This is a genomic window from Streptomyces sp. NPDC006476, from assembly GCF_040612015.1.
GTDB lineage: Bacteria > Actinomycetota > Actinomycetes > Streptomycetales > Streptomycetaceae > Streptomyces > Streptomyces griseorubiginosus_B.
The window spans coordinates 44227-65095 of record NZ_JBEXPK010000006.1 but is presented as its reverse complement, the minus strand read 5'-3'; the positions used below and the strand labels follow the sequence as shown (position 1 = coordinate 65095).

Genomic DNA, 20869 nt, shown 5'->3' with positions numbered 1-20869 from the left:
GTACGGTCAGTGGGGCAGCGTGCCGGGCAGCAGCGCGGTCCGCTGCCACCCGGTACCCGGGGAGGCCTGGCGGTCGGGGGTCGGGCCGGCACCGAAGGACTGCAGCGGTCGCATGACGTACTCCAGTTCCCGGCTGACGCGCTCGGCCTCTCGGCGGGTCTGAGTGGGGACGTCGCCGCGTTCGGCGACGAGTCGGTCGTAGATGGGGGAATCCTGGAACACCCGTCAACGCGCCTTTCGTGTGGTGGCCCATCACTTGGGCACAGCTGACGAGTGTATGCGCCCCCGCATACCAGGGTGTGAATTCACCAAGAGCGCTTGACGCTCGGAAGGGCGGTGTGAGCGACCGGTCAGGCCCCTGTGGTGGATCCGGGACGCACGATCATCAGAACGGTGACGGTCGCCCACAACAGGTTGAACAGGCCGGTGAACATGGCGAGTCGGACGGTGCCCGACCGCTCCACCGTCTGCCCGCCGTCCAGTTGGCCGAGGATCTCGTCCTGACGGGGCAGGACGAAGGCGATCAGGAGGCCGGCGGCCACGGCCGTCAGCGTGATGGACGCGATCAGCCAACCGCTGCCCAGCACCCCCATCGCCGCCGCGGTCGCGAAACCGAAGGCCGGAACCACCGCGCCGACAGCCGAATAGAGCCGGCAGATCCGGTGCAGCAGCCGCAGGGTGCCGACCGCGGACTCCTCCTCACCGGCCCGGCGGGCCGCGGCCGGGAACATGCTCGCCGCGACGGTGACGGGGCCCACGGCCACGATGGCCGCCAGGACATGGAGGGTGAGCAGGAGCTTGGTCATGGGGAGCCTTCCGCAACGCGATCGATCAGTCGAGCGCGGCTCACGCTAGGGATCTTCGAGACGACCGGAACAGGGGCTGAAACGACAGCTTCCAACGGATTCCCGCCAATGACCTCACCTGTGGCTTTGCACGGAGACCCAGCTGACGGCACTGGCAGGAATCCGCCTATCGTGGCGCCATGCACACAGTGGCGATCCTGGTTCTGGACCATGTGGTGCCGTTCGACATGGCGGCACCCCTGGAGGTGTTCGGCCGCACCCGGCTGCCCGACGGACGCCGGCCCTACCGGCTGCGGGTGTGCGCGGAATCACCCGAGGTCAGGACGGACGGCTTCACCATCCGGGTCGACCAGGGCCTCGAAGCGGTGGCCGACGCCGACACCGTGATCGTGCCGGGATGCTCGGAGGCGGCCGGAGCGCCCTCGCCCCAGGCCCTCGACGCCCTGCGCCGGGCGGCCCGGGCCGGCGCCCGGATCGCCTCCGTCTGCTCCGGCGCCTTCGTCCTCGCGGAGGCGGGACTGCTGGACGGCCTGCGCGCCACCACGCACTGGGTGGCCGCCGCCCAACTGGCCCGGCGATACCCACGGATCACGGTGGACCCGGACGTGCTCTACGTCGACAACGGCCGCATCCTCACCTCGGCCGGCGCCGCCGCCTCCCTGGACATGTGCCTGCACATGATCCGTACCGACCTTGGCTCGGCCGTCGCCGCCGACGCCGCCCGCATGTCCGTCATGCCCCTCGAACGCGAAGGCGGCCAGGCCCAGTTCATCGTGCACGAGCAGCCACCCGTACCGCGCGGCTCGACCCTGGAGCCGGTGCTGGAGTGGATCGAGGACAACCTGGGCGGCGAGATCACCCTCGGCGCGATGGCGGCCCGTTCCGGCATGAGCGAACGGACCTTCAGCCGCCGCTTCCGTGAGCAGACCGGCACGACCCCACTGCAGTGGCTGCTGCGCGCCCGGGTGCGCCGGGCACAGTACCTGCTGGAGAACAGCGACCATCCCGTCGAACGGATCGCGCGCCAGGCGGGGTTCGGGTCCCCGACGGCGTTCCGGGAGCGGTTCCGCCGCGTGGTCGGCACCACCCCGCAGGCCTATCGCGGCTCCTTCCAGGGTGGCGCGGCCATGGCCGCCGTACGGGCCTGAAACCGACGGCCGGTCAGGCGGCGGACTTCACGCCGTCCTCGCCGCGCCACTGCCCACGGGTCATCCCCCGCGCGGCACGCAACAGGGCGTCGGCCCGGGCGATCGCCTCGTGCAGGTCCGTGGTTCCCATCGTGTCGCACAGTTCGCGGCTGACCTCCGCCAACGCGCGCGCCGTGTGCGGCCGGTCCCGCTCCGCCTGCGCGATGCGCAGCGATGCGTACGTGGTGAGCAACGTTCTGACGACCTTCGGGTCCGGAACGAGCACGAAGCGCCCCTCTCTCGATTTTCGCCTCGTATTCCCGGACAGGGCCGGACCATTCCCGTCTTCCTCCACGGCGCCCGGAATTGACGCAATACCGTCGCTCGACCCGATTCCCTCACGCCCTCCCACGCGTTGAACAGAGTGCAACCATCCCTGCACGAACGGTGACCATCATGAACCGATCCGGCCGCCTCCTCTGCGCCCTCTATCTCGTCACCACCGGCGGGCTCGCCGCGACGGCGGTGCTCGACCTCGCTCATGGCCCGCTCTGGGTGGCGTTCCTGTTCGCGGCCGCGAGCGTGGTCCCGGTCATCGCCGTCGTGCGCGAGACACTGATCCGCGATCTGCTGGCAGCGGGCAGCGGGCCGCGTCGGCCGGTGCGCTCGGCGGCCGACCAGTTCGTCCGGGAGGAGCTGTACGCGGCCTGCTGCGAGCGGTGGTGGACGAGCCTCGGGACCGACCACGACGACGGCTGCCCGCACCGGATCCCGCGCAGCAGCGCCGCCTGACCGGTAGCGGACCGGGGTCAGACGGCGTCGAGCTGGGCGAGTTCCTCGGTGCTGAGTTCGAGGTCGGTGGCGGCGAGGGAGTCGCGGATCGTCTCCGGGCGGCTGGAGCCGGGGATGGGCACGACCACCGGGGACTTGGCGAGCATCCAGGCCAGGCACACCTGCTGCGGGCTCACCCCGTGGGCCTCGGCGATGCGGGCGAACGGCGCGTAGGTGGAGCCCAGTTCACTCGCCCGGGAGATGCCGCCGAGCGGGCTCCAGGGCAGGAAGGCGATGCCGAGTTCGTCGCAGAGGTCGAGTTCGGGCTCGCTGGAGCGGAAGGCCGGGGAGAACTGGTTCTGCACGGAGACCAGGCGCCCGCCGAGGATGTCGTTCGCCTGCCGGATCTGGTCGGGGTTGGCGTTGGAGATGCCGGCCATCCGGATCTTGCCCTCGTCGAGCAGGTCCCGCACGGCGCCGACGGACTCGGCGTAGGGCACCTTCGGGTCGGGGCGGTGGAACTGGTAGAGCCCGATCGCCTCGACGCCGAGACGGCGCAGGGACGCCTCGCAGGCCTCCTTCAGGTGACGGGGGCTGCCGTCGAGGGTCCAGCTGCCGTCGCCGGGGCGCAGATGGCCGCCCTTGGTGGCGACCAGGACGTCCTTGCCGCGGTCGTGGGAGGCGAGGGCCTTGGCGATGAGGGTCTCGTTGTGGCCGACCTCGTGGGCGTCACGGTGGTAGGCGTCGGCGGTGTCGATGAGGGTGACGCCGGCGTCGAGGGCGGCGTGGATGGTGGCCAGGGAGCGCGCCTCGTCCGGTCGCCCCTCGATGGACATGGGCATCCCGCCCAGTCCGATCGCGCTGACGTCGACGTCCCCGATGCGGCGGGTGTGCATGGGCTGGTGACCTCTCTCGGCTGTCGCGGGACCGGATGACGTCCGGCCCGTCGGACATGGACCACGACGGTGTCGGACCGTCCTCCAGCCTGACCCGGCCGGGGCCGAAGGTCCAATAGAGGAAAGCGAACGCATTCAGCAGCGGGTCCGCTGAATCGCGCGGCACCGGCGACCGCCTCGTGCGACGGTCCGGTCGGTGTGCGAGGCTCGCTGCCGTACAGCGGTGTTGTGGAGAGGTGGCGGCATGCGGATCGGACTGCTCGGTACCGGCCCCTGGGCGGAGATGGCTCACGCCCCCGCCCTGAGCGAGCACTCGGGGCTGGACTTCGTCGGCGTGTGGGGCCGGCGCCCTGAGGCGGCCAAGGCACTGGCCGATCGGTACGGCACGCGGGCGTACGACGACGTGGACGCGTTGCTGGTGGACGTGGAGGCGGTCGCCGTGGCGCTGCCGCCGGCGGTGCAGGCGGAGCTCGCGGTGCGGGCCGCGCGGGCGGGGCGGCATCTGCTGCTGGACAAGCCGCTGGCGACGACGGTGGAGCAGGGGCGGGCCGTGGTCGACGCCGTGCGGGAGGCCGGGGTGGCGTCGGTGGTCTTCTTCACCAGCCGCTTCGTCACGGACACGGAGGCGTGGATCACCGAACAGGCCGCTGCCGGGGGCTGGTTCACCGGTCGGGCGGCGTGGCTGGGGTCGCTGTTCGGCAGCGACAGCAGCAGTCCGTTCGCCGACTCGCCATGGCGGCAGGAGAAGGGCGCGCTGTGGGACGTGGGGCCGCACGCGCTGTCCGTGCTGTTGCCGGTCCTGGGCGACGCCCGTCGGGTGGCCGCGGCCGCGCCCGGTCCCGGCGACACGGTCCACCTCGTCCTCGATCACGCGGGCGGGGCGTCCAGCACGCTCACCCTCAGCCTGTCGGCGCCGTCCGCGGCGGCGGGCGCGACGGTCGAGCTGCGCGGCGAGACGGGGGTGGCCGTGCTGCCGGACAGCACCGAGGGAGCCGTCACCGCCCTCCTCCACGCCGCGGACGCCCTGATCGACGCCGCCGCGACCGGACGCCCGCATCCCTGCGACGCGGCCTTCGCCCTGCGCGTCACGGAGATCCTGACGGAGGCGGAGGCGTCGCTGGACCGCACAGCGGACTGACACCCCGTCACGTCCGGTGGACGTCCTCGAAGGGCTCGTCGCTCCAGCGGAACCAGGCCCGGTCGTTCTCGATGTGCAGCAGGAACTCGGGGACCGGGCCGTCCGGTGAGGACAGGGACACGCGGCGTCGGATCTCGTCGTACGCCGCTTCCCACTCCTCCCAGTCGTCGTCCTGTTCGGCGAGGGCGAGTTCGCGGAGGAACAGGTCTCTGACGGCGTCGTACGCCTCGCCTGCTGTGAAGCGGCCGGACAGCCAGGGGAAGTCCGCGTCGTCGATCAGGATCTCCCCCACCGGGCCCGCCTCGCTGCCCACCCGCCAGACTCCTCCCGCCCAGCCCATCGCGCCTCCCCACCACGTTGATCAGGTCTGCGGCCAGCATGCCAGTCGGCACTGACAGGGCGTGGTCGGCATGCGGGGCGCGCCCCGGCGTAGGAGCGTGGTGGTGTGGGAAGAACGATCGTGCTGTGGCCGCACCGGGACCAGGCCCGGCGGAGCTGGCTGCGGGGTGCGCCGCCGCCGTGGTGGGTGAAGGCGCTGCCGGTCGCGCTGATCGCGGGCGTGTGCGTGGCGACGCTGGTGAGCCCGAACCGGCTCGACATCGGTTTCCTGCTGGGCGCGATCCCGCCGCTGGCCGTCCTGTCGTACGGTCCCTGGGCGACCGCGCTCCTGGGCGCCGGCGTGGTCGTCGTGCTCAACGTCCCCGCCTTCCAGCTCAACCGGCCCGGCAACACCGACCTGTTGACCATCGCCTTCGTGGCGGTGCTGAGCGTGTTCGTGTCGTATGTGCGCAGTCACCGCGACGCCCAGCTGGACCTGGAACGGACCGTGGCCGAGGCCGCGCAGCGGGCGGTCGTGCCGCCGCTGCCCGAGCGGGTCGGCCACGTCCACTGCGTGGGCCTGTACCGGGCCGCCCAGCGCGGGACGCTGGTGGGCGGCGACTTCTTCGACGTGCGGGAGGGGCCGTACGGCGTCCGGGCCGTGCTGGGCGACGTCCAGGGGCACGGGCTGTCGGCGGTCGCCACGGTCGCCTCACTGCTGGGCGCCTTCCGGGAGGCGGTGCTGGACCAGCCGGACCTGGAGTCGGTCGCCGCCCGGCTGGACCGCAGGCTGGCGGTCGACTCGGCGTCCTCCCGCTATGCGGAGCTGTTCGCGACGGCCGTCCTGGTGGAGTTCTCGCCCGACGCCCGGTCCGTGCGCCTGGTGTCCTGCGGGCATCCGGCGCCGCTGCTGCTGCGCGGCGGTCACGTCAGCGAGGTCGAGCTGACCGCGTGGACGCCGCTCGGGCTCGGTCTGGCCGACACCGGTCCGTCCGCCGGGCCGGCGCTGCGGCTGGAGCCGGGCCACACCCTGTTCCTCGCCTCGGACGGGGTGAGCGAGGCCCGTGACACCTCGGGCACCTTCTACCCGCTGCCCGACCGCCTCGCCGCCCTCGCCGACGGCGACCCGGCCCTGCTGGCCGACCGGGTCTGGGGCGACCTCGTACGGTACTGCCCCGACGTCGTCGACGACGTGACGATGCTCGTGCTCACCTCCGCGTCACCGGACGCTCGCTGACGTCCTCCTGGACGCTCTCCTCGTGGTCTCCCTCGGCGTCGATGTGCGGCAGCACCCGGTCCAGCCAGCGCGGTGTCCACCAGGCGCGCGGGCCCAGCAGCGTCATCACGGCGGGCACCATCAGCAGCCGTACCACCGTCGCGTCGATCAGCACGCTCACCGCGAGGCCGAGTCCGAGCATCTTGACCACGATGTTGTCGCTGACGATGAAGGCCGCGAACACGCTCACCATGATCAGTGCGGCGCAGGTGATGACCCGGGCGGTGATCTCCAGGGCGTGCGCGACCGAGGCCTTGGCGTCCCCGGTGCGCAGCCAGGCCTCGTGGACGCGGGAGAGCAGGAAGATCTCGTAGTCCATGCTCAGGCCGAAGATGATGGCGAACATCATCATCGGCACATAGCTCTCGATGGGCACCTTCCCGTTCACCCCCAGCGCGGGCCCGCCCCAGCCCCACTGGAAGACGGCGACCACGACACCGTACGAGGCCCCGATGGACAGGACGTTGAGGACGGCCGCCTTGACGGCGACGAGCAGCCCGCGGAAGACGGCGAGGATGATCAGGAAGGCGAGGCCGACCACGACACCGATGATCAGGGGCAGCCGGCTCGCGACGATGTCACGGAAGTCCACCTGGGCCGCGGTGGTGCCGGTGACGTATCCCTGGGCGCTCGTACCGGAGACCGCGTCCGGGAGGGTGTGGTGGACCAGCCGGTTGCTCAGGTCCGTGGTGGTGGCGTTCTGCGGGGAGTCCTTCGAGTAGACCGTGCCGATCAGGACATCCCCGTCCTGGGTGGGTTTCAGCGGGGTGACGGTGGAGGCGCCCGCGACCCCGTTGAGGGCCTTCTGTGCCTGGTCGGACAGGGAGGAGCGCTGGGAGGAGGGAACGGTGGTCTGGTCGATGACGACGGTCAGGGGGCCGTTGGAGCCGGGCCCGAAGGCGTCGGTCATCAGGTCGAAGGCGCGCCGGTCGGTGAAGGAGGTGGGGTCGGCGCCGTCGCCGATGTGGCCGAGCTGGATGGAGAACACCGGGATGGCGAGGACGACGACGGTCACGACTCCGGCCGCGAGGAACTGCCAGGGCCGGTGCTCCACGCGCTGGGCGTAGCGGTGCCAGGTGCCCTGCGGCTCGGCCCCCGGCTCGGCGTTCGTCTCTGCGACGGGACGGCGGACGTGGTAGCGGTCGATGCGTCTGCCGACGAGCCCCAGCAGTGCCGGTACGAGGGTCAGCGCGCCGATGACCGCCGAGACGACCGTCATCGCGGCGGCGAGACCGAGCTTGCCGATGAAGCTCACGCCGGAGGCGTAGAGACCGGTCAGCGCGATGATCACGGTACAGCCGGAGACAAGGACGGCCCGGCCGCTGGTGGCGGTGGCGTGACCGGCGGAGTGCACCGGATCGGCGCCGTTCATGAGGTTCTGGCGGTGCCGGGTGATCTGGAACAGGGCGTAGTCGATGCCGACGCCGAGACCGATCATCGTGGCCAGGGTCGGGGAGACGGTGGCGAAGGTGAACGCGGCGGCGAACAGTCCGAGGATCGCCAGTCCGCCGACCACGCTGACCAGGGCCGTCAGCAGCGGCATACCGGCGGCGATGATGCTGCCGAAGCCGATCAGCAGGACGACGATGGCGACGCCGAAGCCGATCAGCTCGCTGACCCGGTCGTCGGCGGCGGGCCGGGCGAGTTCGCCCAGCGGTCCGCCGTACTCGACCTGGGCGCCGGCCGACCGCAGCGGCTGGACCGCCGTGTCGACGCCGTGCAGATAGCCGTCGCCCAGGGTGGAGGGCTGGACGTTGAAGCGGACCGTGATGTAGGCCGTCTTCCCGTCGGAGGACAGGGGTCCGACCTTGGAGGCCTGTACGGACAGCGGGTTCTGGGCGGACAGCACGTGCGGGAGCTTCTGCAGGTCCCCGACGGTGGTGGACATCTGGGAGCTGAGCGAGGTCAGCGACTTCTGGCCGTCGTGCATGACGATCTGGCTGCTGTAACCGCCGGCCGCCGGGTCGTGCTTCTTCAGTACCTCCAGGCCCTTCTGGGACTGCGTTCCGGGCAGGGAGAAGTTGTCGGAGTAGTCGCCGCCGAAGGAGCGGTTGAGGACCTGCAGCGCCACGATGGCGACCAGCCAGGCGACGATGACGATCACGAAGTGGTGGGCGCACCACTCTCCCAGGCGTCGCAGGAGACCACCGCGGCTGGTGCTCTTCCCCCCTGTGCTGGTGCCGGTGGTATGTGACATAGCACTGGCCCTCTCCCGCGGCAGGGTCGCTCGTCCTCCCCATTAGACGCCCGTTGGATCACGTCGGCATCTCCGCCGGGACGGCCGATGCCCGCCCCTCCGGGTGCGGCGCAGGCTCGGGCATTGAATGGTATTTACAGAAGCGTTCCGGACCCGAGGAGCACTGATGGAGATGTCACAGCCCGATGCGTCCGGGCCGTCCGAGGACCGCTGCACCCCGGACGCCCTGCTCCACACCAGCACCGGCACCGAGGTGTCCCCGGAGGATCTCGTCCTTGCCACGGGCAGGGACATCACCCCGCACAGCCTGGAATGGGCCAGGCGCAAGCTGGAGACGGAGGGCCCCGTCGCCCTGGAGAAGCTGCTGCCCTAATCGCCACTGTCCGCTTCGAGGCACAGCACCGGTACCCGCTGGACCAGGTTGACGGCGAAGCCGCCGCGGTTCCAGGGCTGCGTCAGCGGCTGGGTGCGGCCCTCGGCGTCGGCGGCCCGGGCCGTCAGTTCGTGCTCGCCGGGTGTGGCCGTCCAGTCGAGGTGCCAGCGGCGCCATGCCCAGCGGCGGCCGCCGTCGGGCTCCAGTTCGGCCTCGCGCCAGGTGTGCCCGGCGTCGGTGCTGACCTCGACGCGCGTGACGGGCGCCCGTCCCGACCAGGCTCGCCCTTCCAACGTCACCGGTCCGGGCCGTACCACCCGGGCCCGTGACATGAAGTCCGGGAAGCCGGGCGGCAGGAGCAGGGCGCGTGGTTCGATCCGGGTGACGGGCTCGCCCTCCTCACCGGACTCCTGCCGCAGCCGGTAGGCGACGCTCTGCTGGAAGCCGGTGAACGGCTCGTCCAGGACGTCGACTTGGCGCAGCCACTTCACATGCGCCATGCCGTACCAGCCCGGCACGACCAGCCGCAGCGGATGTCCGTGCTGCGGCGGCAGCGGGGCCCCGTTCATCGCGTACGCCAGCAGCACCTCGGGCTCGGTGCCCGTGGCCACGTCCATGGGGAGGGAGCGCTGGTAGTCCTGTTCGACTCCGCGTTCCACGCCGTGGTCGGCGCCGGTGAACAGCACGTCGACGGCGTCCGCCTCGACACCGGCCTCGGCGAGGACCAGGCGCAGCGGCACGCCCGTCCACTCGGCGGTGCCGACGGCCTCGACGAGCCAGGGCTGGCTGACCGGGCGGGGTGTGAGCAGGGCCCGTCCGTTGCCCGCGCACTCCAGCGTCACCCGGGTGGTGACCTGGGGGAACGCGCGCAGATCGGCCAGGCTCAGCTGCAGTTCACGGCGGACGCGGCCTGCGACGGTCAGCTGCCAGGGCGTGCCGTCGGGGACGTACGGGATGTCGTAGTGCGTCAGTACGTAGTGCAGGCCGGGCGGGGTGACGTCGTAGCGCAGGGCCTCCAGCGGGAGGCCGTGGTTGCGGGTGGCCAGCGCGAGTTCGTCGCGGCCGATGCCCTCGTCGGGGGCGGCCAGCCGGGCGGGAGTGCTCGTGTCGGCGAGTCGATGACCCATGGGCGCATTATCACGCCGGGTGGCCGCTCGGGCACCTGGTTCACGACGGCGGGCAACCGGCCGCCGGTCGAGGGGAGTTCGATTCGATCAGCGGGCGCCCTGTTGCCCGTTCACCCTTTCGAAGAGGGCCTTCGTGCTGACAGACTTCCGAGGGTGCCCGACTTCGACATGCTCGTCATCGGATCCGGCCCGGGCGGCCAGAAGGCCGCCATCGCCGCGGCCAAGCTCGGCCGCCGGGTCGCCGTCGTCGACCGCCCCGACATGGTCGGCGGGGTCTCCATCCACACCGGGACCATTCCCTCCAAGACCCTGCGCGAGGCGGTGCTGTACCTGACCGGCCTCACCCAGCGGGATCTGTACGGCCAGAGCTACCGGCTGAAGGAGGACATCACCGTCGCCGACCTGACCGCGCGCACCCAGCACGTGGTCAACCGCGAGGTCGACGTCATCCGCAGCCAGCTCTCCCGCAACCAGGTGGCCCTGTACGCCGGCACCGGCCGCTTCGTCGACCCGCACACCGTCGCGCTGCGCGAGGTCACCGGCAACGAACGGCTGCTGAGCGCGGAGAACATCGTCATCGCCACCGGCACCCGGCCGGCCCGGCCGGACAGCGTCGAGTTCGACGGCCGTACGATCATGGACTCCGACAACGTCCTCGCACTGGAACGCGTCCCGCGCTCCATGGTCATCGTCGGCGCCGGCGTCATCGGCATGGAGTACGCCTCCATGTTCGCCGCGCTCGGCAGCAAGGTGACGGTGGTGGAGAAGCGGCCCGGGATGCTCGACTTCTGCGACGTCGAGATCATCGAGTCGCTCAAGTACCACCTGCGGGACCTCGCGGTGACCTTCCGCTTCGGGGAGACGGTCGCCGCCGTCGAACGCCATGCGCGCGGCACGCTGACCATCCTGGAGAGCGGCAAGAAGATCCCCGCGGACGCCGTGATGTACTCGGCGGGCCGGCAGGGCCTGACCGATGAACTCGACCTCGCCAAGGCCGGGTTGACGGCCGACCGGCGTGGCCGGATCACCGTCGACGAGCACTACCGCACCGAGGTGCCGCACATCTACGCCGTCGGCGACGTCATCGGCTTCCCGGCGCTGGCGGCGACCTCGATGGAGCAGGGCCGCTCGGCGACCTACCACGCCTTCGGCGAGCCGGTCAGGCAGATGTCCCACCTGCAGCCCATCGGCATCTACACGATCCCCGAGATCAGCTTCGTCGGCGCCACCGAGGACCAGCTCACCGAGGACAGCGTGCCGTTCGAGGTCGGCATCTCCCGCTACCGCGAACTGGCCCGCGGCCAGATCATCGGCGACTCCCACGGCATGCTGAAGCTGCTGGTCTCACCCCAGGACCGCACGCTGCTGGGCGTGCACTGCTTCGGCAGCGGTGCCACCGAGCTGATCCACATCGGGCAGACCGTGATGGGCTGCGGCGGCACCGTCGACTACCTGGTCGACGCGGTGTTCAACTACCCGACCCTGGCGGAGTCCTACAAGGTCGCCGCCCTCGACGCCACCAACAAGCTGCGGCAGATCGACCACATCGGCGACTGACGTCACAGGTCGGGCAGTTCCCTGTCCTCCACGACATGGACGGCGGCCTCCTCGGCGCCGGCCGCACCGCCGTCGATGCCCACGTCCGAGGCGACCTCCTCCTTCGTGGTGTCGCCGTGGGCACCCTCGTCCGGGGCGACCAGGCGTCCGGCGCGGTCCGCGCCGGCCTCGGGGTCGACGGGTTCGCCCTCGCCACCGGGAAGGTCGCCGACCTCGTCGCCCGGGGGCACGGTCACGTCGGGGACCTCCTCGGCGAGCCGCTCGTCGAGGCTCTCGCCGTCGTGCTGTTCGGCGGCCGTGGTGCCGTGCCGGGTGACGCCGAGCGGCTTCTCCGGCGGCGAGTAGCCCTCGTCGAGGGTGTCGTCGTAGTCGCGCTCGTCGACGGCGTCCTGCAGGTCCAGCGGCGCCGCGTCCTCCTGCTCCTCGTTGCTCCCGGTGGGCTGGTAGACGTCGTCGGCCATCGGGTCGGTGCCCATGGATACCTCCTGGCGCCCTTGCGGCGGTTCGTCGTCCGTACGGTGTCCCGATCCGCGTTTCCCGTTGCGCGCCGTCCAACCTCCTCGGTCCCGGGCGGCCCAGGAGGTTACCCCCTGGTCAATCTTGAAACGTCAATGAGTGCGGCTATCATCACTCGCACACACGCTGTGACCGCCCGGCAACGCATCCGCCGAGCGGATTCCTCCACGCCTTCCCCCACTTCCTGCCCGAGGCCAACCCTCTTCGGCCGGAGGTGAGTTCGCCACACCCCCACCCCCCAGCGTCGTCGGGGCCAGGTCGTCCTCGCGTCGTGCACGACGGAAAGCAGCGCACCATGAGCAACATCAGGGGCAGAGGGCTCCAGGCCAATGCCCTCGGTACCTTCGACACGGTGGTGATGGCCGTCGCGGGCAGCGCCCCGGCCTACTCGATCGCCGCCACCACCGCGGTCCTCGTCGGCGCCGTGGGACTGGCCAGCCCCGCGGCGCTGCTGTACTGCGCGATACCCATGCTGGGCATCGCCCTGGCCTTCAGCTATCTCAGCCGCATCGACGTCAACGCGGGCGCCAGCTACTCCTGGGTGGGCCGCACCCTCCACCCCTTTCTCGGCTTCATCAGCGGCTGGGCGCTGGTGATCTCGGCGACCATCTTCATGGTGGCGGGCTCGCTGCCGGCCGGCTCCATGACCCTGTCCCTGTTCGACGCGAAGCTGGCCGGCAACACGGCGCTGTCGACGGTGGTCGGGGCGGCCTGGTTCATCGTGATGCTGCTCGTGGTGCTGGGCGGCGCCCGGCTCACCGTCCGCGCCCAACTGGTGATGTCCGGCATCGAGATCGCGATCCTGGCGCTGTTCGCCGTGCTCGCGCTGTTCCACACCGGCAACGTCCGCACCTTCGAGTGGTCCTGGCTGGGCTTCTCCCACTTCGACGGCGTCTCGGGCTTCGCCTCGGGCGCCCTGGTCGCCGCCTTCTACTACTGGGGCTGGGACGTCACCAGCAACCTCAGCGAGGAGACCCGCAACAGCCGTCGTACGACCGGACTCGCCGGTCTGATCGGGGTGGGCATCGTCTTCCTGCTGTTCGAGGTGTTCACCATCGCGGTCAACGTCATGCTCACCTCGAAGCAGATCGACGCCAACGACGCCAACGTGCTGGGCGTGCTCGGTGAGGAGATCTGGCCGGGCCTGGGCGGAAAGCTGCTGATCGTGGCGGTGATGCTGTCGACCATCGCCACCCTGGAGACCACCCTCATCCAGGTCACGCGCTCCCTGTTCGCCATGGGCCGCGACCGTACGATGCCCCCCGCGCTCGGCCGGGTGCACCGCACCTGGAACACGCCCCATGTGGCGATCGTCGTGGTCGGCGGGGTGGCGCTGGCGATGTTCATCGCCTCCAACGCCCTGGGCTCGGTGGGCGACATCCTCGCCGACGCGATCTCGGCGATCGGTCTGCAGATCGCCGTCTACTACGGCCTGGCAGGCCTCGCGGTCGTCGTCGCCTACCGCAAGATGCTGACGAAGTCCCTGGGCAACTTCCTCCTGGGCGGGCTGTGGCCGCTGTTCGGCGCGCTGTTCATGTTCTGGATCTTCGTCGAGTCGCTGGGCGAACTGGACACCGCGGCCATCTCGATCGGCATCGGCGGGCTCGCCGTCGGCCTCGTCCCGATGCTCTGGTACTGGAGACAGGGCAGCGACTACTATCGCCCCGCCCGGCTGGACGCCACCCGCACCGTGGAGGCGGAGTACGTCCTCGACCCGTACGCCGCCGCGAACTCCCGTGCCCACGAAGGTCTCTCCACCGACTTCTGAGGACTGCTGAGGGAGACCCCCGATGGCGCGCGACCGTTTCGCCCCCGACTTCGACCCCGACTGCGGGGACGGCGTCCTGACCAATGCCACCCACGACATCGTCATCGGCCGCTGGCAGGGCCTGCGGGACCTGCTGCGGGTCACCGGCGCGGACTGGCTCGCCCGCGGCCACCGCATCCGGCTGCTCGCCCAGGCCTGTGCGAGCACCTCGACGGCGGAGTCGTGGCTGGCCGCCGAGCCGTACAGCGCCGACGCGCTGGTGCTGCGGGCGGCGACGGAGACGGCCAGGGCGTTCAACCTGGCGATCGCCGCGGGCCGGGGCGCGCCGATCGACCAGCACCGCATCGACACCGCGGTGACGGCGTGTCTGCAGGCGGCGGAGGCGTATCTGGACGATCCGACGCCGTGGATCTCGCTGATCTCGGTGGCCCGGCTGTACCCGGCGGGGGTGCGGCGGCAGGAACTGGCGCGCTGGTGGGACGAGTTGCACCGGCGCGACCCGTACAGCGTGGAGGGCCATCTGCAGGTCCTGCACTACTACTCGGCGCGCTGGCACGGCTCGCACGGCCTGATGTACGACTTCGCGCGCGACGCGGCCGGTGTGGCACCCCAGGGCTCCGCGCTGCCGGTGCTGGTGCAGTACGCGCGCGTGGAGGAGTACCGCTACGCCCTCGACGCGGGCCACGCCGGCCAGAGCGCCGTGGGCCTGGGGCAGCACTGGAGCCACGACGGCGCCGTCAACGACGTGCGCCGGACCTGGCAGCGCTGGATCATCGGCCGCACGGACAACGAGGTCGCCCCCGGCGAACTGCGCGACCTCAACTACCTGGCGCACGCGGCCTGTCACGCGGGCGACAAGGAGGTCGCCGGTGCCGTGCTGCGAATGCTGGGGTCCCGGGCCACCCGGACCCCCTGGTCCTACACCGGTGATCCGGAGCTGCAGTTCGTCAAGTGGCGCAAGGAGATGCGGGTGCGCGGCTGAGGGCGGGCGGGGCTACTCGGCGGGCTGTTCGGCCGGCCGGGCCAGGCCCGCCGTCCACTTCTCCTCGATCCGGCCGAACTTCCACACCAGCAGGGCCACCACCCAGGTGGCGAAGAACAGGCCGACGATCACGAACCCGACGACGTTGAGGTCGAGTCCGGCCACCCAGTCCCAGAAGAAGCCGTGCAGGTCCAGCTTCTCGGCGAGCAGGCCGAGGAGTTCGACGGTGCCGATGAGCAGGGCGACGGCGACCGACAGGCCGGTGATGGTGAGGTTGTAGTAGACCTTGCGGACCGGCTTGGAGAAGGCCCAGCCGTAGGCGAAGTTCATGAACGAGCCGTCGATGGTGTCCAGCAGCGACATGCCCGCGGCGAACAGCACGGGCAGGCACAGGATCGCGTACCAGGGCAGGCCCGAGGCGGCCCCGGAGCCTGCCAGCACCAGCAGGGCGATCTCGGTGGCGGTGTCGAAGCCCAGCCCGAAGAGCAGGCCCAGCGGGTACATCTGCCAGGACTTGGTGATCGACTTCATGACGCGGCCCAGCAGCCGGTTCATGAAGCCACGGTTGTTGAGCTGCTCCTCCAGGGCGGCCTCGTCGAAGTGACCGTGGCGCATCTGCCGGAAGACCTTCCAGATGCCGGCCAGGATGACGAGGTTGATGGCGGCGATGACGTACAGGAAGGTCCCGGAGACGGTCGTGCCGATCAGGCCGGTGACGTCGTGCAGCTCGGAGTTGTCGTCACGGACCGGTCCCGCCACCGCCCGCACCCCGAGGGAGAGCAGCAGCGCCAGCACGAAGACGACGCTGGAGTGGCCGAGCGAGAACCAGAAGCCGACCGACAGCGGCCGCTTGCCCTCCCCCATCAGCTTGCGGGTGGTGTTGTCGATCGCGGCGATGTGGTCGGCGTCGAAGGCGTGCCGCATGCCGAGCGTGTAGGCGGTGACGCCGATGCCGATGCCGAAGGACTTCTCGCCGATGCTGTAGTGCTGGGGCGCCACGATGCCGACGAGCGTGAACCAGCCGATGACGTGCAGGGCGATGACGAAGGCGGCCATCCCGCCGACCCTGGTCCACTCGTCCCGCGTCATGGAGGTGCGGAGGCGGTGCCAGGTCATACGGGACGTTCCTTCTCTCGATCCAAGGCAGCTGCCATCAACCACCTTGTGCCATCCTCCCGTACTTGCAAATCATGTGCAGTAAAGCGCGCGACAGCTCTTCATCATGGAAAGGCAAAGGGCGGTGCGCCGGTCAGGGCGTGGCGTTCGGTCCGTCCGGGCGGCTGCGGCGCTGCTCGACCATCTCGCGGCTGAGCTGCTCGGTCTCCTGTTCCGGCAAGCGCTCGAAGCCCTCCTCGGTGATCACCGATACGATCGGGAAGATCCGCCGGCTGATGTCCGGACCGCCGGTCGCGGAGTCGTCGTCGGCCGCGTCGTACAGCGCCTGGAGCGCGGCCAGGGCGGACTCGCGCCGGTCCATGCCCGGCCGGAACAGCTTCTTCAGCGCGCCCCGGGCGTAGGGGGAGCCGGAGCCGTCGGCGTGGAAGTCCTGCTTCTCGTACAGACCGCCGGCCACGTCGAAGCTGAAGATGCGTCCCCTGCGGCCCTCGGGCGCCGCCGGGTCGTAGCCCGCCAGCAGCGGTACGACGGCCAGGCCCTGCATGGCCTGTCCCAGGTTCTGGCGGATCATCCCGGCCAGCCGGTTCGCCTTGGCCCCGAGGGTCATGGGGATGCCCTCGACCTTCTCGAAGTGGACGAGTTCGACCTGGTACAGCTTCACCATGTCGAGGGCGAGACCGACCGAGCCCGCGAAGGCGACCGCGGTGTGGTGGTCCGCCGGGTGCACCTTCTCCAGGTCGCGCTGCGCGATCAGGTTGCCCATGGTCGCCCGGCGGTCACCGGCGATCATCACTCCGTCGCGGTAGGCCAGCGCGAGCACGGTGGTGCCGTGCGGGAACCGGTCGGGCGCGGCGCGGACGCCGTCCGGGAAGGGGCGGCGGGTGGGCAGCAGCTCGGGGCGGTGGGCGGCCAGGAACTCGGTGAAGGACGAGCCGCCGGGGGTGAAGAACTCCTCCCCCAGCCGGCCTTCGCTGTCACTCGCCGTCATGCCCGTCCCCCTCCGGTCGTCCCGCGCCGACACTCCACTCCTACCTGAAGCCGTCCGCCGGGAAACGCCACAAGCCGCCGAAAGCTAGCGGTGGGCGTTCGGCCTGCGGTGCGGCGGCTGTTCCGGGGCCGGGCGCGAGGGCGCGGGCGGGACGACGAGCACGGCCGGGGCGTCGGCCCGTACCGTCACCGGGGTGCCGTGGTGCTTGATGGTCAGCGGCGGGCCCGACAGGAGCGTGTACGTGGCCTTGTCCGGACCGATCTCCACCCGCAGCCGGCTCTCCAGCAGCTGGAGGCTGAAGGCGAGGCGGCTGAACCGCTCGGGCAGCCGGGGCGCGAAACACAGTCCCGTGCCGTTGCGGCGCAGTCCGCCGAAGCCGGCGACCAGGGCCGTCCAGGTACCGGCGAGCGAGGCGATGTGCAGTCCGTCGCGGGTGTTGTGCTCCAGGTCCGCCAGGTCCATCAGCGCGGCCTCGGCGGTGTAGTCGTAGGCGAGCCGCAGATGACCGGCCTGCGCCGCGATGACGGCCTGGCAGCAGGCGGACAGCGAGGAGTCGCGCACCGTCAGCGGCTCGTAGTAGGCGAAGTTGCGGGCGATGTGCTCCTCGTCGAACCAACTGCCGCAGGTGTACATCGCCAGCACCAGGTCGGCCTGCTTGATCACCTGCTTGCGGTAGAGGTCGAAGTAGGGGAAGTGCAGCATCAGCGGGTACTGGTCCGGGCCGGTGGCGGCGAAGTCCCAGCGCTGGTAGCGGGTGAAGCCCTCGTGCTGCTCGTGCACCCCGAGTTCGTGGTTGTAGGGGATGTACATGGCCTCGGCGGCGTCCCGCCAGGCGGCGCTCTCCTCGTCGTCCACGCCCAGCTGCGCGGCCCGGTCCGCATGGCGTTCGCAGGCGTCGGCGGCGGCGAGGAGGTTCGCCCGGGCCATCAGGTTGGTGTACGTGTTGTCGTCGGCGATCGCGCTGTACTCGTCGGGGCCGGTGACGCCGTCGATGTGGAAGGCGCCCCGGTGGTCGTGGTGGCCCAGCGAACGCCACAGCCGGGCCGTCTCCACCAGTAGTTCCGTGCCGGCCTCCCGCTCGAACTGCGTGTCCCCGCTCGCCGCCGTGTAGCGCACGACGGCGTCGGCGATCGCGGCGTTCACATGGAAGGCCGCCGTGCCGGCCGGCCAGTACGCCGAGCCCTCCGAGCCCTCGATGGTGCGCCAGGGGAACGCGGCCCCCTTCAGGCCGAGTTGGGCCGCGCGCTCCCGGGCGGCGGGCAGGGTGCTGTGCCGCCAGCGCAGCGCCTCGGCCACGGCGCCGGGCGAGGTGTAGGTGAGCAGCGGCAGGACGAAGGCCTCGGTGTCCCAGAAGGCGTGGCCGTCGTAGCCGGAGCCGGTCAGGCCCTTGGCGGGGATCGCCCGCTGTTCGGCGCGGGCGCCGGCCTGCAGGACGTGGAAGAGGGCGAACCGGACAGCCTGCTGGATCTCCTCGTCGCCGTCGACCTGGACGTCGGCGCGGGCCCAGAAGTCGTCGAGATAGCCGCGCTGCTCCTCCAGGAGCCCGTCCCAGCCGCTGTGCCCGGCGGCCGCCAGGGCAGCCTCCACCTGGTCGCTCATCGCGGGCCGCGAGCGCACGGCGGACCAGCCGTGGGCGACCAGCTTCTCCACCCGCAGCTTCTCCCCCGGCTCCAGCACCGAGGTGACCGTCAGCCGGGCCACATCCACATTGCTCTCGCTGGCGGACGTGGTCCGTTCCGGACCGGACACGCTGTGGTCGGCGGCCACCGCCACCCGCAGTCCGCTCCGCCTGGTCCGGTGCACCAGCCGCAGCCGGTGCCCGACGGCGACGTCCTCCTCCGCCTCCAGCGGGGACCCCAGCGCCTTGGCGCCGCGCGGATCGCCGTTGGATCCGGGCAGGCTCTCGTTGGCGACGAGCTCCGACTGGATCACGACACGGGAGCGGCTGTCGACGGCCTCCACCTCGTAGGCGACGGCCGCGATCGCCCGCTGGGTCAGCGAGACCAGGCGGGTGGAACGCACCCGGACGGTGGACCCGGCCGGCGACGTCCATTCGCACGTCCGCTCCAGCACCCCCCGTCGCAGGTCCAGCAGCCTCTCGTGCGAGGTCAGCCGCCCGTAGCGCAGGTCGAAGGGCTCGTCGTCGACGAGCAGACGCAGCACCTTGCCGTTGGTGACGTTGATGACGGTCTGCCCCGACTCCGGATAGCCGTAGCCGGCCTCCGCGTAGGGCAGCGGGTGCAGTTCGTACACGCCTCCCAGGTAGCTGCCGGGCAGGCCGTGCGGCTCACCCTCGTCGAGGTTGCCGCGCCAGCCGACGTGGCCGTTGGAGAGCGCGAAGACCGACTCGCTCTGCGCGAGGACGTCCAGGTCCAGACGGGTCTCGCGCACGGCCCAGGGCTCGACGGTGTAGGAGCGGTGAGTGATCACGCCCGGCCTCCCAGTTCGGACAGGTCCTTCACGACGACGTCCGCACCGTGCGCGGACAGCGCCTCGGCCTGTCCGACCCGGTCGACGCCGACGACGTAGCCGAAATGGCCGGAGCGGCCCGCGTCCATCCCCGCCAGGGCGTCCTCGAAGACGGCCGCCTGCGACGGCTCGACCCCGAGGTCGCGTGCGGCCGCGAGGAAGGTGTCCGGGTGCGGCTTGCCCGGCAGTTTCCGCTCGGCGGCCACGACACCGTCGATGCGGACGTCGAAGAGGCCCTCGGCCTTGATCGAGCGCAGCACGTCCCGGGTGTTGGCGCTGGAGGAGACGATCGCCGTGCGCAGGCCCTGGGCCCGCACGTCCTCGATGTAGCGCAGGGTGCCGTCGTACGCCTCGACGCCTTCGGTGCGGATCTTCTCCAGCACCAGGAGGTTCTTGCGATTGCCGACCCCGTTGACGGTCGCCGCCTCCGGCAGGTCGTCCGGCCGCCCCTCGGGCAGTTCGATGCCGCGGGAGGCGAGGAAGGTGCGCACGCCGTCGGCGCGCGGGCGGCCGTCGACGTACTCGTCGTAGTCGGCGCCGGCGTCGAAGGGCCGGAAGTCCGCGCCCTCACGCTCGCGCAGGAACGCGTCGAACGTCTCCTTCCAGGCGGCCGCGTGCACCACGGCCGTCTTGGTGACGACCCCGTCGAGGTCGAAGAGACAGGCCTGGATGTTTTCGGGCAGACCGAGTTGCGTCATAGAGCTACGGTTCCCCGCACACGCGACACACACCTTGTGGCGCACGCCACACGGGTCAATCGTGCGGGAACAGCGGGTGACACACTCTGCGGTGTGCCACTGACACCGACCTTCGACGACCTGCTCCTGCGTGCCCGCGACCTCACCCGTTCAGGACGGCGCGCCATCCTCGGGATCGCCGGCAGCCCCGGCGCGGGCAAGACGACGCTGGCCGAGCGGCTGGTGCGGGAGCTGAACGGCGCCGGGCGGCCGTGGGTGGCGCAGGTGCCGATGGACGGTTTCCATCTCGCGGACGTCGAGCTGGACCGGCTGGGACTGCGTCGGCGCAAGGGCGCGCCGGAGACGTTCGACGCGGCGGGGTACGCGGCGCTGCTGCGGCGGCTGCGTGACGAGACGGAGAGCGAGGACATCGTCTACGCGCCCGGGTTCGAGCGGGTGCTGGAGCAGCCGATCGCGGGTGCGGTCCCGGTGCCGCCGACGGCCCGGCTGATCGTCACGGAGGGCAACTACCTGCTGCTGGACATGGGGGCGTGGAAGCGGGTGCGCGAGCAGCTGGACGAGGTCTGGTACTGCGAGCTCGACGAGGAGGAGCGGATCCGCCGGCTGGTGGCCCGGCACGAGGAGTTCGGCAAGGGCCACCAGGAGGCGGTGGACTGGGTCCTGGGCAGCGACCAGCGCAACGCAGAACTGGTGGCGGCGACTCGCGAGCGGGCCGACCTGGTGGTGCCCGGCGGGTGAGGCGGCCG

At 71.1% G+C, this 20869-nt stretch carries 21 protein-coding genes; 9 read left to right on the top strand and 12 right to left on the bottom strand.

Going from position 1 to position 20869, the window contains the following annotated elements; all coding sequences use genetic code 11:
* Positions 1 to 6: 6 nt before the first annotated feature.
* Together ABZZ74_RS08690 and ABZZ74_RS08685 are read right to left on the bottom strand one after the other, a co-directional pair.
* On the bottom strand, positions 7 to 222 hold the full coding sequence (locus tag ABZZ74_RS08690) for a hypothetical protein (RefSeq protein WP_356762569.1): 216 nt from the start codon (positions 220 to 222) through the stop codon (positions 7 to 9).
* 128 nt (positions 223 to 350) lie between these two features.
* Positions 351 to 806 carry a DUF2269 family protein gene (locus ABZZ74_RS08685; RefSeq protein WP_356762568.1) on the bottom strand — a complete coding sequence of 152 codons (456 nt, stop codon included), beginning with the start codon at positions 804 to 806 and terminating at the stop codon, positions 351 to 353.
* Between the two features lie 179 nt (positions 807 to 985).
* On the opposite strand from ABZZ74_RS08685, the gene ABZZ74_RS08680 reads away from it, so the two are divergent.
* Positions 986 to 1954: a helix-turn-helix domain-containing protein gene (locus ABZZ74_RS08680; protein WP_356762567.1), complete on the top strand. Its 969-nt coding sequence runs from the start codon at positions 986 to 988 to the stop codon at positions 1952 to 1954.
* A gap of 13 nt (positions 1955 to 1967) precedes the next feature.
* On the opposite strand, the gene ABZZ74_RS08675 is transcribed toward ABZZ74_RS08680, so the two are convergent.
* On the bottom strand, positions 1968 to 2219 hold the full coding sequence (locus tag ABZZ74_RS08675) for a DUF5133 domain-containing protein (RefSeq protein ID WP_356762566.1): 252 nt from the start codon (positions 2217 to 2219) through the stop codon (positions 1968 to 1970).
* Positions 2220 to 2389: 170 nt separating this feature from the next.
* On the opposite strand from ABZZ74_RS08675, the gene ABZZ74_RS08670 reads away from it, so the two are divergent.
* On the top strand, positions 2390 to 2725 hold the full coding sequence (locus ABZZ74_RS08670; RefSeq protein WP_356762565.1) for a hypothetical protein: 336 nt from the start codon (positions 2390 to 2392) through the stop codon (positions 2723 to 2725).
* A 17-nt stretch (positions 2726 to 2742) separates the two neighbouring features.
* Here ABZZ74_RS08670 and ABZZ74_RS08665 read toward each other — a convergent pair whose 3' ends face one another.
* Complete coding sequence (locus ABZZ74_RS08665; RefSeq protein WP_356762564.1) at positions 2743 to 3600, bottom strand: aldo/keto reductase; 858 nt, start codon at positions 3598 to 3600, stop codon at positions 2743 to 2745.
* A 244-nt stretch (positions 3601 to 3844) separates the two neighbouring features.
* Between ABZZ74_RS08665 and ABZZ74_RS08660 the strand changes: the two genes are divergently transcribed.
* On the top strand, positions 3845 to 4738 hold the full coding sequence (locus ABZZ74_RS08660; protein WP_356762563.1) for a Gfo/Idh/MocA family oxidoreductase: 894 nt from the start codon (positions 3845 to 3847) through the stop codon (positions 4736 to 4738).
* A 7-nt stretch (positions 4739 to 4745) separates the two neighbouring features.
* Here ABZZ74_RS08660 and ABZZ74_RS08655 read toward each other — a convergent pair whose 3' ends face one another.
* Positions 4746 to 5078 (bottom strand): hypothetical protein, encoded by a 333-nt coding sequence (locus ABZZ74_RS08655; protein WP_356762562.1) that lies wholly within the window; start codon positions 5076 to 5078, stop codon positions 4746 to 4748.
* Positions 5079 to 5183: 105 nt separating this feature from the next.
* Here ABZZ74_RS08655 and ABZZ74_RS08650 point away from each other — a divergent pair, with 105 nt between their 5' ends.
* Entirely contained in the window at positions 5184 to 6293 is a 1110-nt protein-coding gene (locus ABZZ74_RS08650) for a PP2C family protein-serine/threonine phosphatase (RefSeq protein WP_356762561.1), read from the top strand.
* Here the strand turns inward: ABZZ74_RS08650 and ABZZ74_RS08645 are convergent.
* The gene (locus ABZZ74_RS08645; RefSeq protein WP_356762560.1) at positions 6265 to 8529 is read right to left on the bottom strand and encodes an MMPL family transporter; all 2265 of its coding nucleotides are present in this window, start codon (positions 8527 to 8529) and stop codon (positions 6265 to 6267) included. The two genes, ABZZ74_RS08650 and ABZZ74_RS08645, sit on opposite strands and share 29 nt — an antisense overlap.
* Before the next feature lie 166 nt (positions 8530 to 8695).
* Between ABZZ74_RS08645 and ABZZ74_RS08640 the strand changes: the two genes are divergently transcribed.
* Entirely contained in the window at positions 8696 to 8902 is a 207-nt protein-coding gene (locus tag ABZZ74_RS08640; RefSeq protein WP_133043748.1) for a hypothetical protein, read from the top strand.
* Here the strand turns inward: ABZZ74_RS08640 and ABZZ74_RS08635 are convergent.
* On the bottom strand, positions 8899 to 10029 hold the full coding sequence (locus tag ABZZ74_RS08635; protein WP_356762559.1) for a sulfite oxidase: 1131 nt from the start codon (positions 10027 to 10029) through the stop codon (positions 8899 to 8901). The genes ABZZ74_RS08640 and ABZZ74_RS08635 overlap by 4 nt on opposite strands.
* A 153-nt stretch (positions 10030 to 10182) precedes the next feature.
* Between ABZZ74_RS08635 and sthA the strand changes: the two genes are divergently transcribed.
* Positions 10183 to 11586 carry a Si-specific NAD(P)(+) transhydrogenase gene (sthA, locus tag ABZZ74_RS08630; RefSeq protein ID WP_356762558.1) on the top strand — a complete coding sequence of 468 codons (1404 nt, stop codon included), beginning with the start codon at positions 10183 to 10185 and terminating at the stop codon, positions 11584 to 11586.
* A gap of 2 nt (positions 11587 to 11588) precedes the next feature.
* Here sthA and ABZZ74_RS08625 read toward each other — a convergent pair whose 3' ends face one another.
* Positions 11589 to 12062: a DUF5709 domain-containing protein gene (locus ABZZ74_RS08625; protein ID WP_356762557.1), complete on the bottom strand. Its 474-nt coding sequence runs from the start codon at positions 12060 to 12062 to the stop codon at positions 11589 to 11591.
* A 335-nt stretch (positions 12063 to 12397) separates the two neighbouring features.
* Here ABZZ74_RS08625 and ABZZ74_RS08620 point away from each other — a divergent pair, with 335 nt between their 5' ends.
* Both ABZZ74_RS08620 and ABZZ74_RS08615 read left to right on the top strand, forming a co-directional pair.
* Positions 12398 to 13870: an APC family permease gene (locus tag ABZZ74_RS08620; protein ID WP_356762556.1), complete on the top strand. Its 1473-nt coding sequence runs from the start codon at positions 12398 to 12400 to the stop codon at positions 13868 to 13870.
* 22 nt (positions 13871 to 13892) lie between these two features.
* Complete coding sequence (locus ABZZ74_RS08615; RefSeq protein WP_356762555.1) at positions 13893 to 14852, top strand: hypothetical protein; 960 nt, start codon at positions 13893 to 13895, stop codon at positions 14850 to 14852.
* Positions 14853 to 14864: 12 nt separating this feature from the next.
* Here ABZZ74_RS08615 and ABZZ74_RS08610 read toward each other — a convergent pair whose 3' ends face one another.
* The 4 genes from ABZZ74_RS08610 to ABZZ74_RS08595 all read right to left on the bottom strand — a co-directional run bounded on the left by ABZZ74_RS08610 (position 14865) and on the right by ABZZ74_RS08595 (position 20123).
* Positions 14865 to 15941 (bottom strand): HoxN/HupN/NixA family nickel/cobalt transporter, encoded by a 1077-nt coding sequence (locus ABZZ74_RS08610; protein ID WP_356762869.1) that lies wholly within the window; start codon positions 15939 to 15941, stop codon positions 14865 to 14867.
* A 160-nt stretch (positions 15942 to 16101) separates the two neighbouring features.
* Positions 16102 to 16956, bottom strand: coding sequence for a proteasome subunit beta (gene prcB, locus ABZZ74_RS08605; RefSeq protein ID WP_356762554.1), 855 nt, complete (start codon positions 16954 to 16956; stop codon positions 16102 to 16104).
* A gap of 84 nt (positions 16957 to 17040) precedes the next feature.
* Complete coding sequence (locus ABZZ74_RS08600) at positions 17041 to 19386, bottom strand: glycosyl hydrolase family 65 protein (RefSeq protein ID WP_356762553.1); 2346 nt, start codon at positions 19384 to 19386, stop codon at positions 17041 to 17043.
* A complete protein-coding gene (locus ABZZ74_RS08595; RefSeq protein WP_356762551.1) occupies positions 19383 to 20123 on the bottom strand; it encodes a beta-phosphoglucomutase family hydrolase in 741 nt (246 codons plus the stop codon). Before ABZZ74_RS08595 ends, ABZZ74_RS08600 begins: the two co-directional genes overlap by 4 nt.
* A 93-nt stretch (positions 20124 to 20216) precedes the next feature.
* Between ABZZ74_RS08595 and ABZZ74_RS08590 the strand changes: the two genes are divergently transcribed.
* A complete protein-coding gene (locus tag ABZZ74_RS08590) occupies positions 20217 to 20861 on the top strand; it encodes a nucleoside/nucleotide kinase family protein (RefSeq protein ID WP_356762550.1) in 645 nt (214 codons plus the stop codon).
* Positions 20862 to 20869 lie beyond the last annotated feature (8 nt).

Coding starts and splice junctions, on each gene's coding strand:
- ABZZ74_RS08645 (WP_356762560.1), bottom strand. CDS start 8,529: ATGTCACATACCACCGGCACCAGCACAGGGGGGAAGAGCACCAGCCGC.
- ABZZ74_RS08615 (WP_356762555.1), top strand. CDS start 13,893: ATGGCGCGCGACCGTTTCGCCCCCGACTTCGACCCCGACTGCGGGGAC.
- ABZZ74_RS08665 (WP_356762564.1), bottom strand. CDS start 3,600: ATGCACACCCGCCGCATCGGGGACGTCGACGTCAGCGCGATCGGACTG.
- ABZZ74_RS08660 (WP_356762563.1), top strand. CDS start 3,845: ATGCGGATCGGACTGCTCGGTACCGGCCCCTGGGCGGAGATGGCTCAC.
- ABZZ74_RS08680 (WP_356762567.1), top strand. CDS start 986: ATGCACACAGTGGCGATCCTGGTTCTGGACCATGTGGTGCCGTTCGAC.
- ABZZ74_RS08620 (WP_356762556.1), top strand. CDS start 12,398: ATGAGCAACATCAGGGGCAGAGGGCTCCAGGCCAATGCCCTCGGTACC.
- ABZZ74_RS08655 (WP_356762562.1), bottom strand. CDS start 5,078: ATGGGCTGGGCGGGAGGAGTCTGGCGGGTGGGCAGCGAGGCGGGCCCG.
- ABZZ74_RS08685 (WP_356762568.1), bottom strand. CDS start 806: ATGACCAAGCTCCTGCTCACCCTCCATGTCCTGGCGGCCATCGTGGCC.
- ABZZ74_RS08625 (WP_356762557.1), bottom strand. CDS start 12,062: ATGGGCACCGACCCGATGGCCGACGACGTCTACCAGCCCACCGGGAGC.
- prcB (WP_356762554.1), bottom strand. CDS start 16,956: ATGACGGCGAGTGACAGCGAAGGCCGGCTGGGGGAGGAGTTCTTCACC.
- ABZZ74_RS08635 (WP_356762559.1), bottom strand. CDS start 10,029: ATGGGTCATCGACTCGCCGACACGAGCACTCCCGCCCGGCTGGCCGCC.
- ABZZ74_RS08610 (WP_356762869.1), bottom strand. CDS start 15,941: ATGACGCGGGACGAGTGGACCAGGGTCGGCGGGATGGCCGCCTTCGTC.
- ABZZ74_RS08595 (WP_356762551.1), bottom strand. CDS start 20,123: ATGACGCAACTCGGTCTGCCCGAAAACATCCAGGCCTGTCTCTTCGAC.
- ABZZ74_RS08670 (WP_356762565.1), top strand. CDS start 2,390: ATGAACCGATCCGGCCGCCTCCTCTGCGCCCTCTATCTCGTCACCACC.
- ABZZ74_RS08640 (WP_133043748.1), top strand. CDS start 8,696: ATGGAGATGTCACAGCCCGATGCGTCCGGGCCGTCCGAGGACCGCTGC.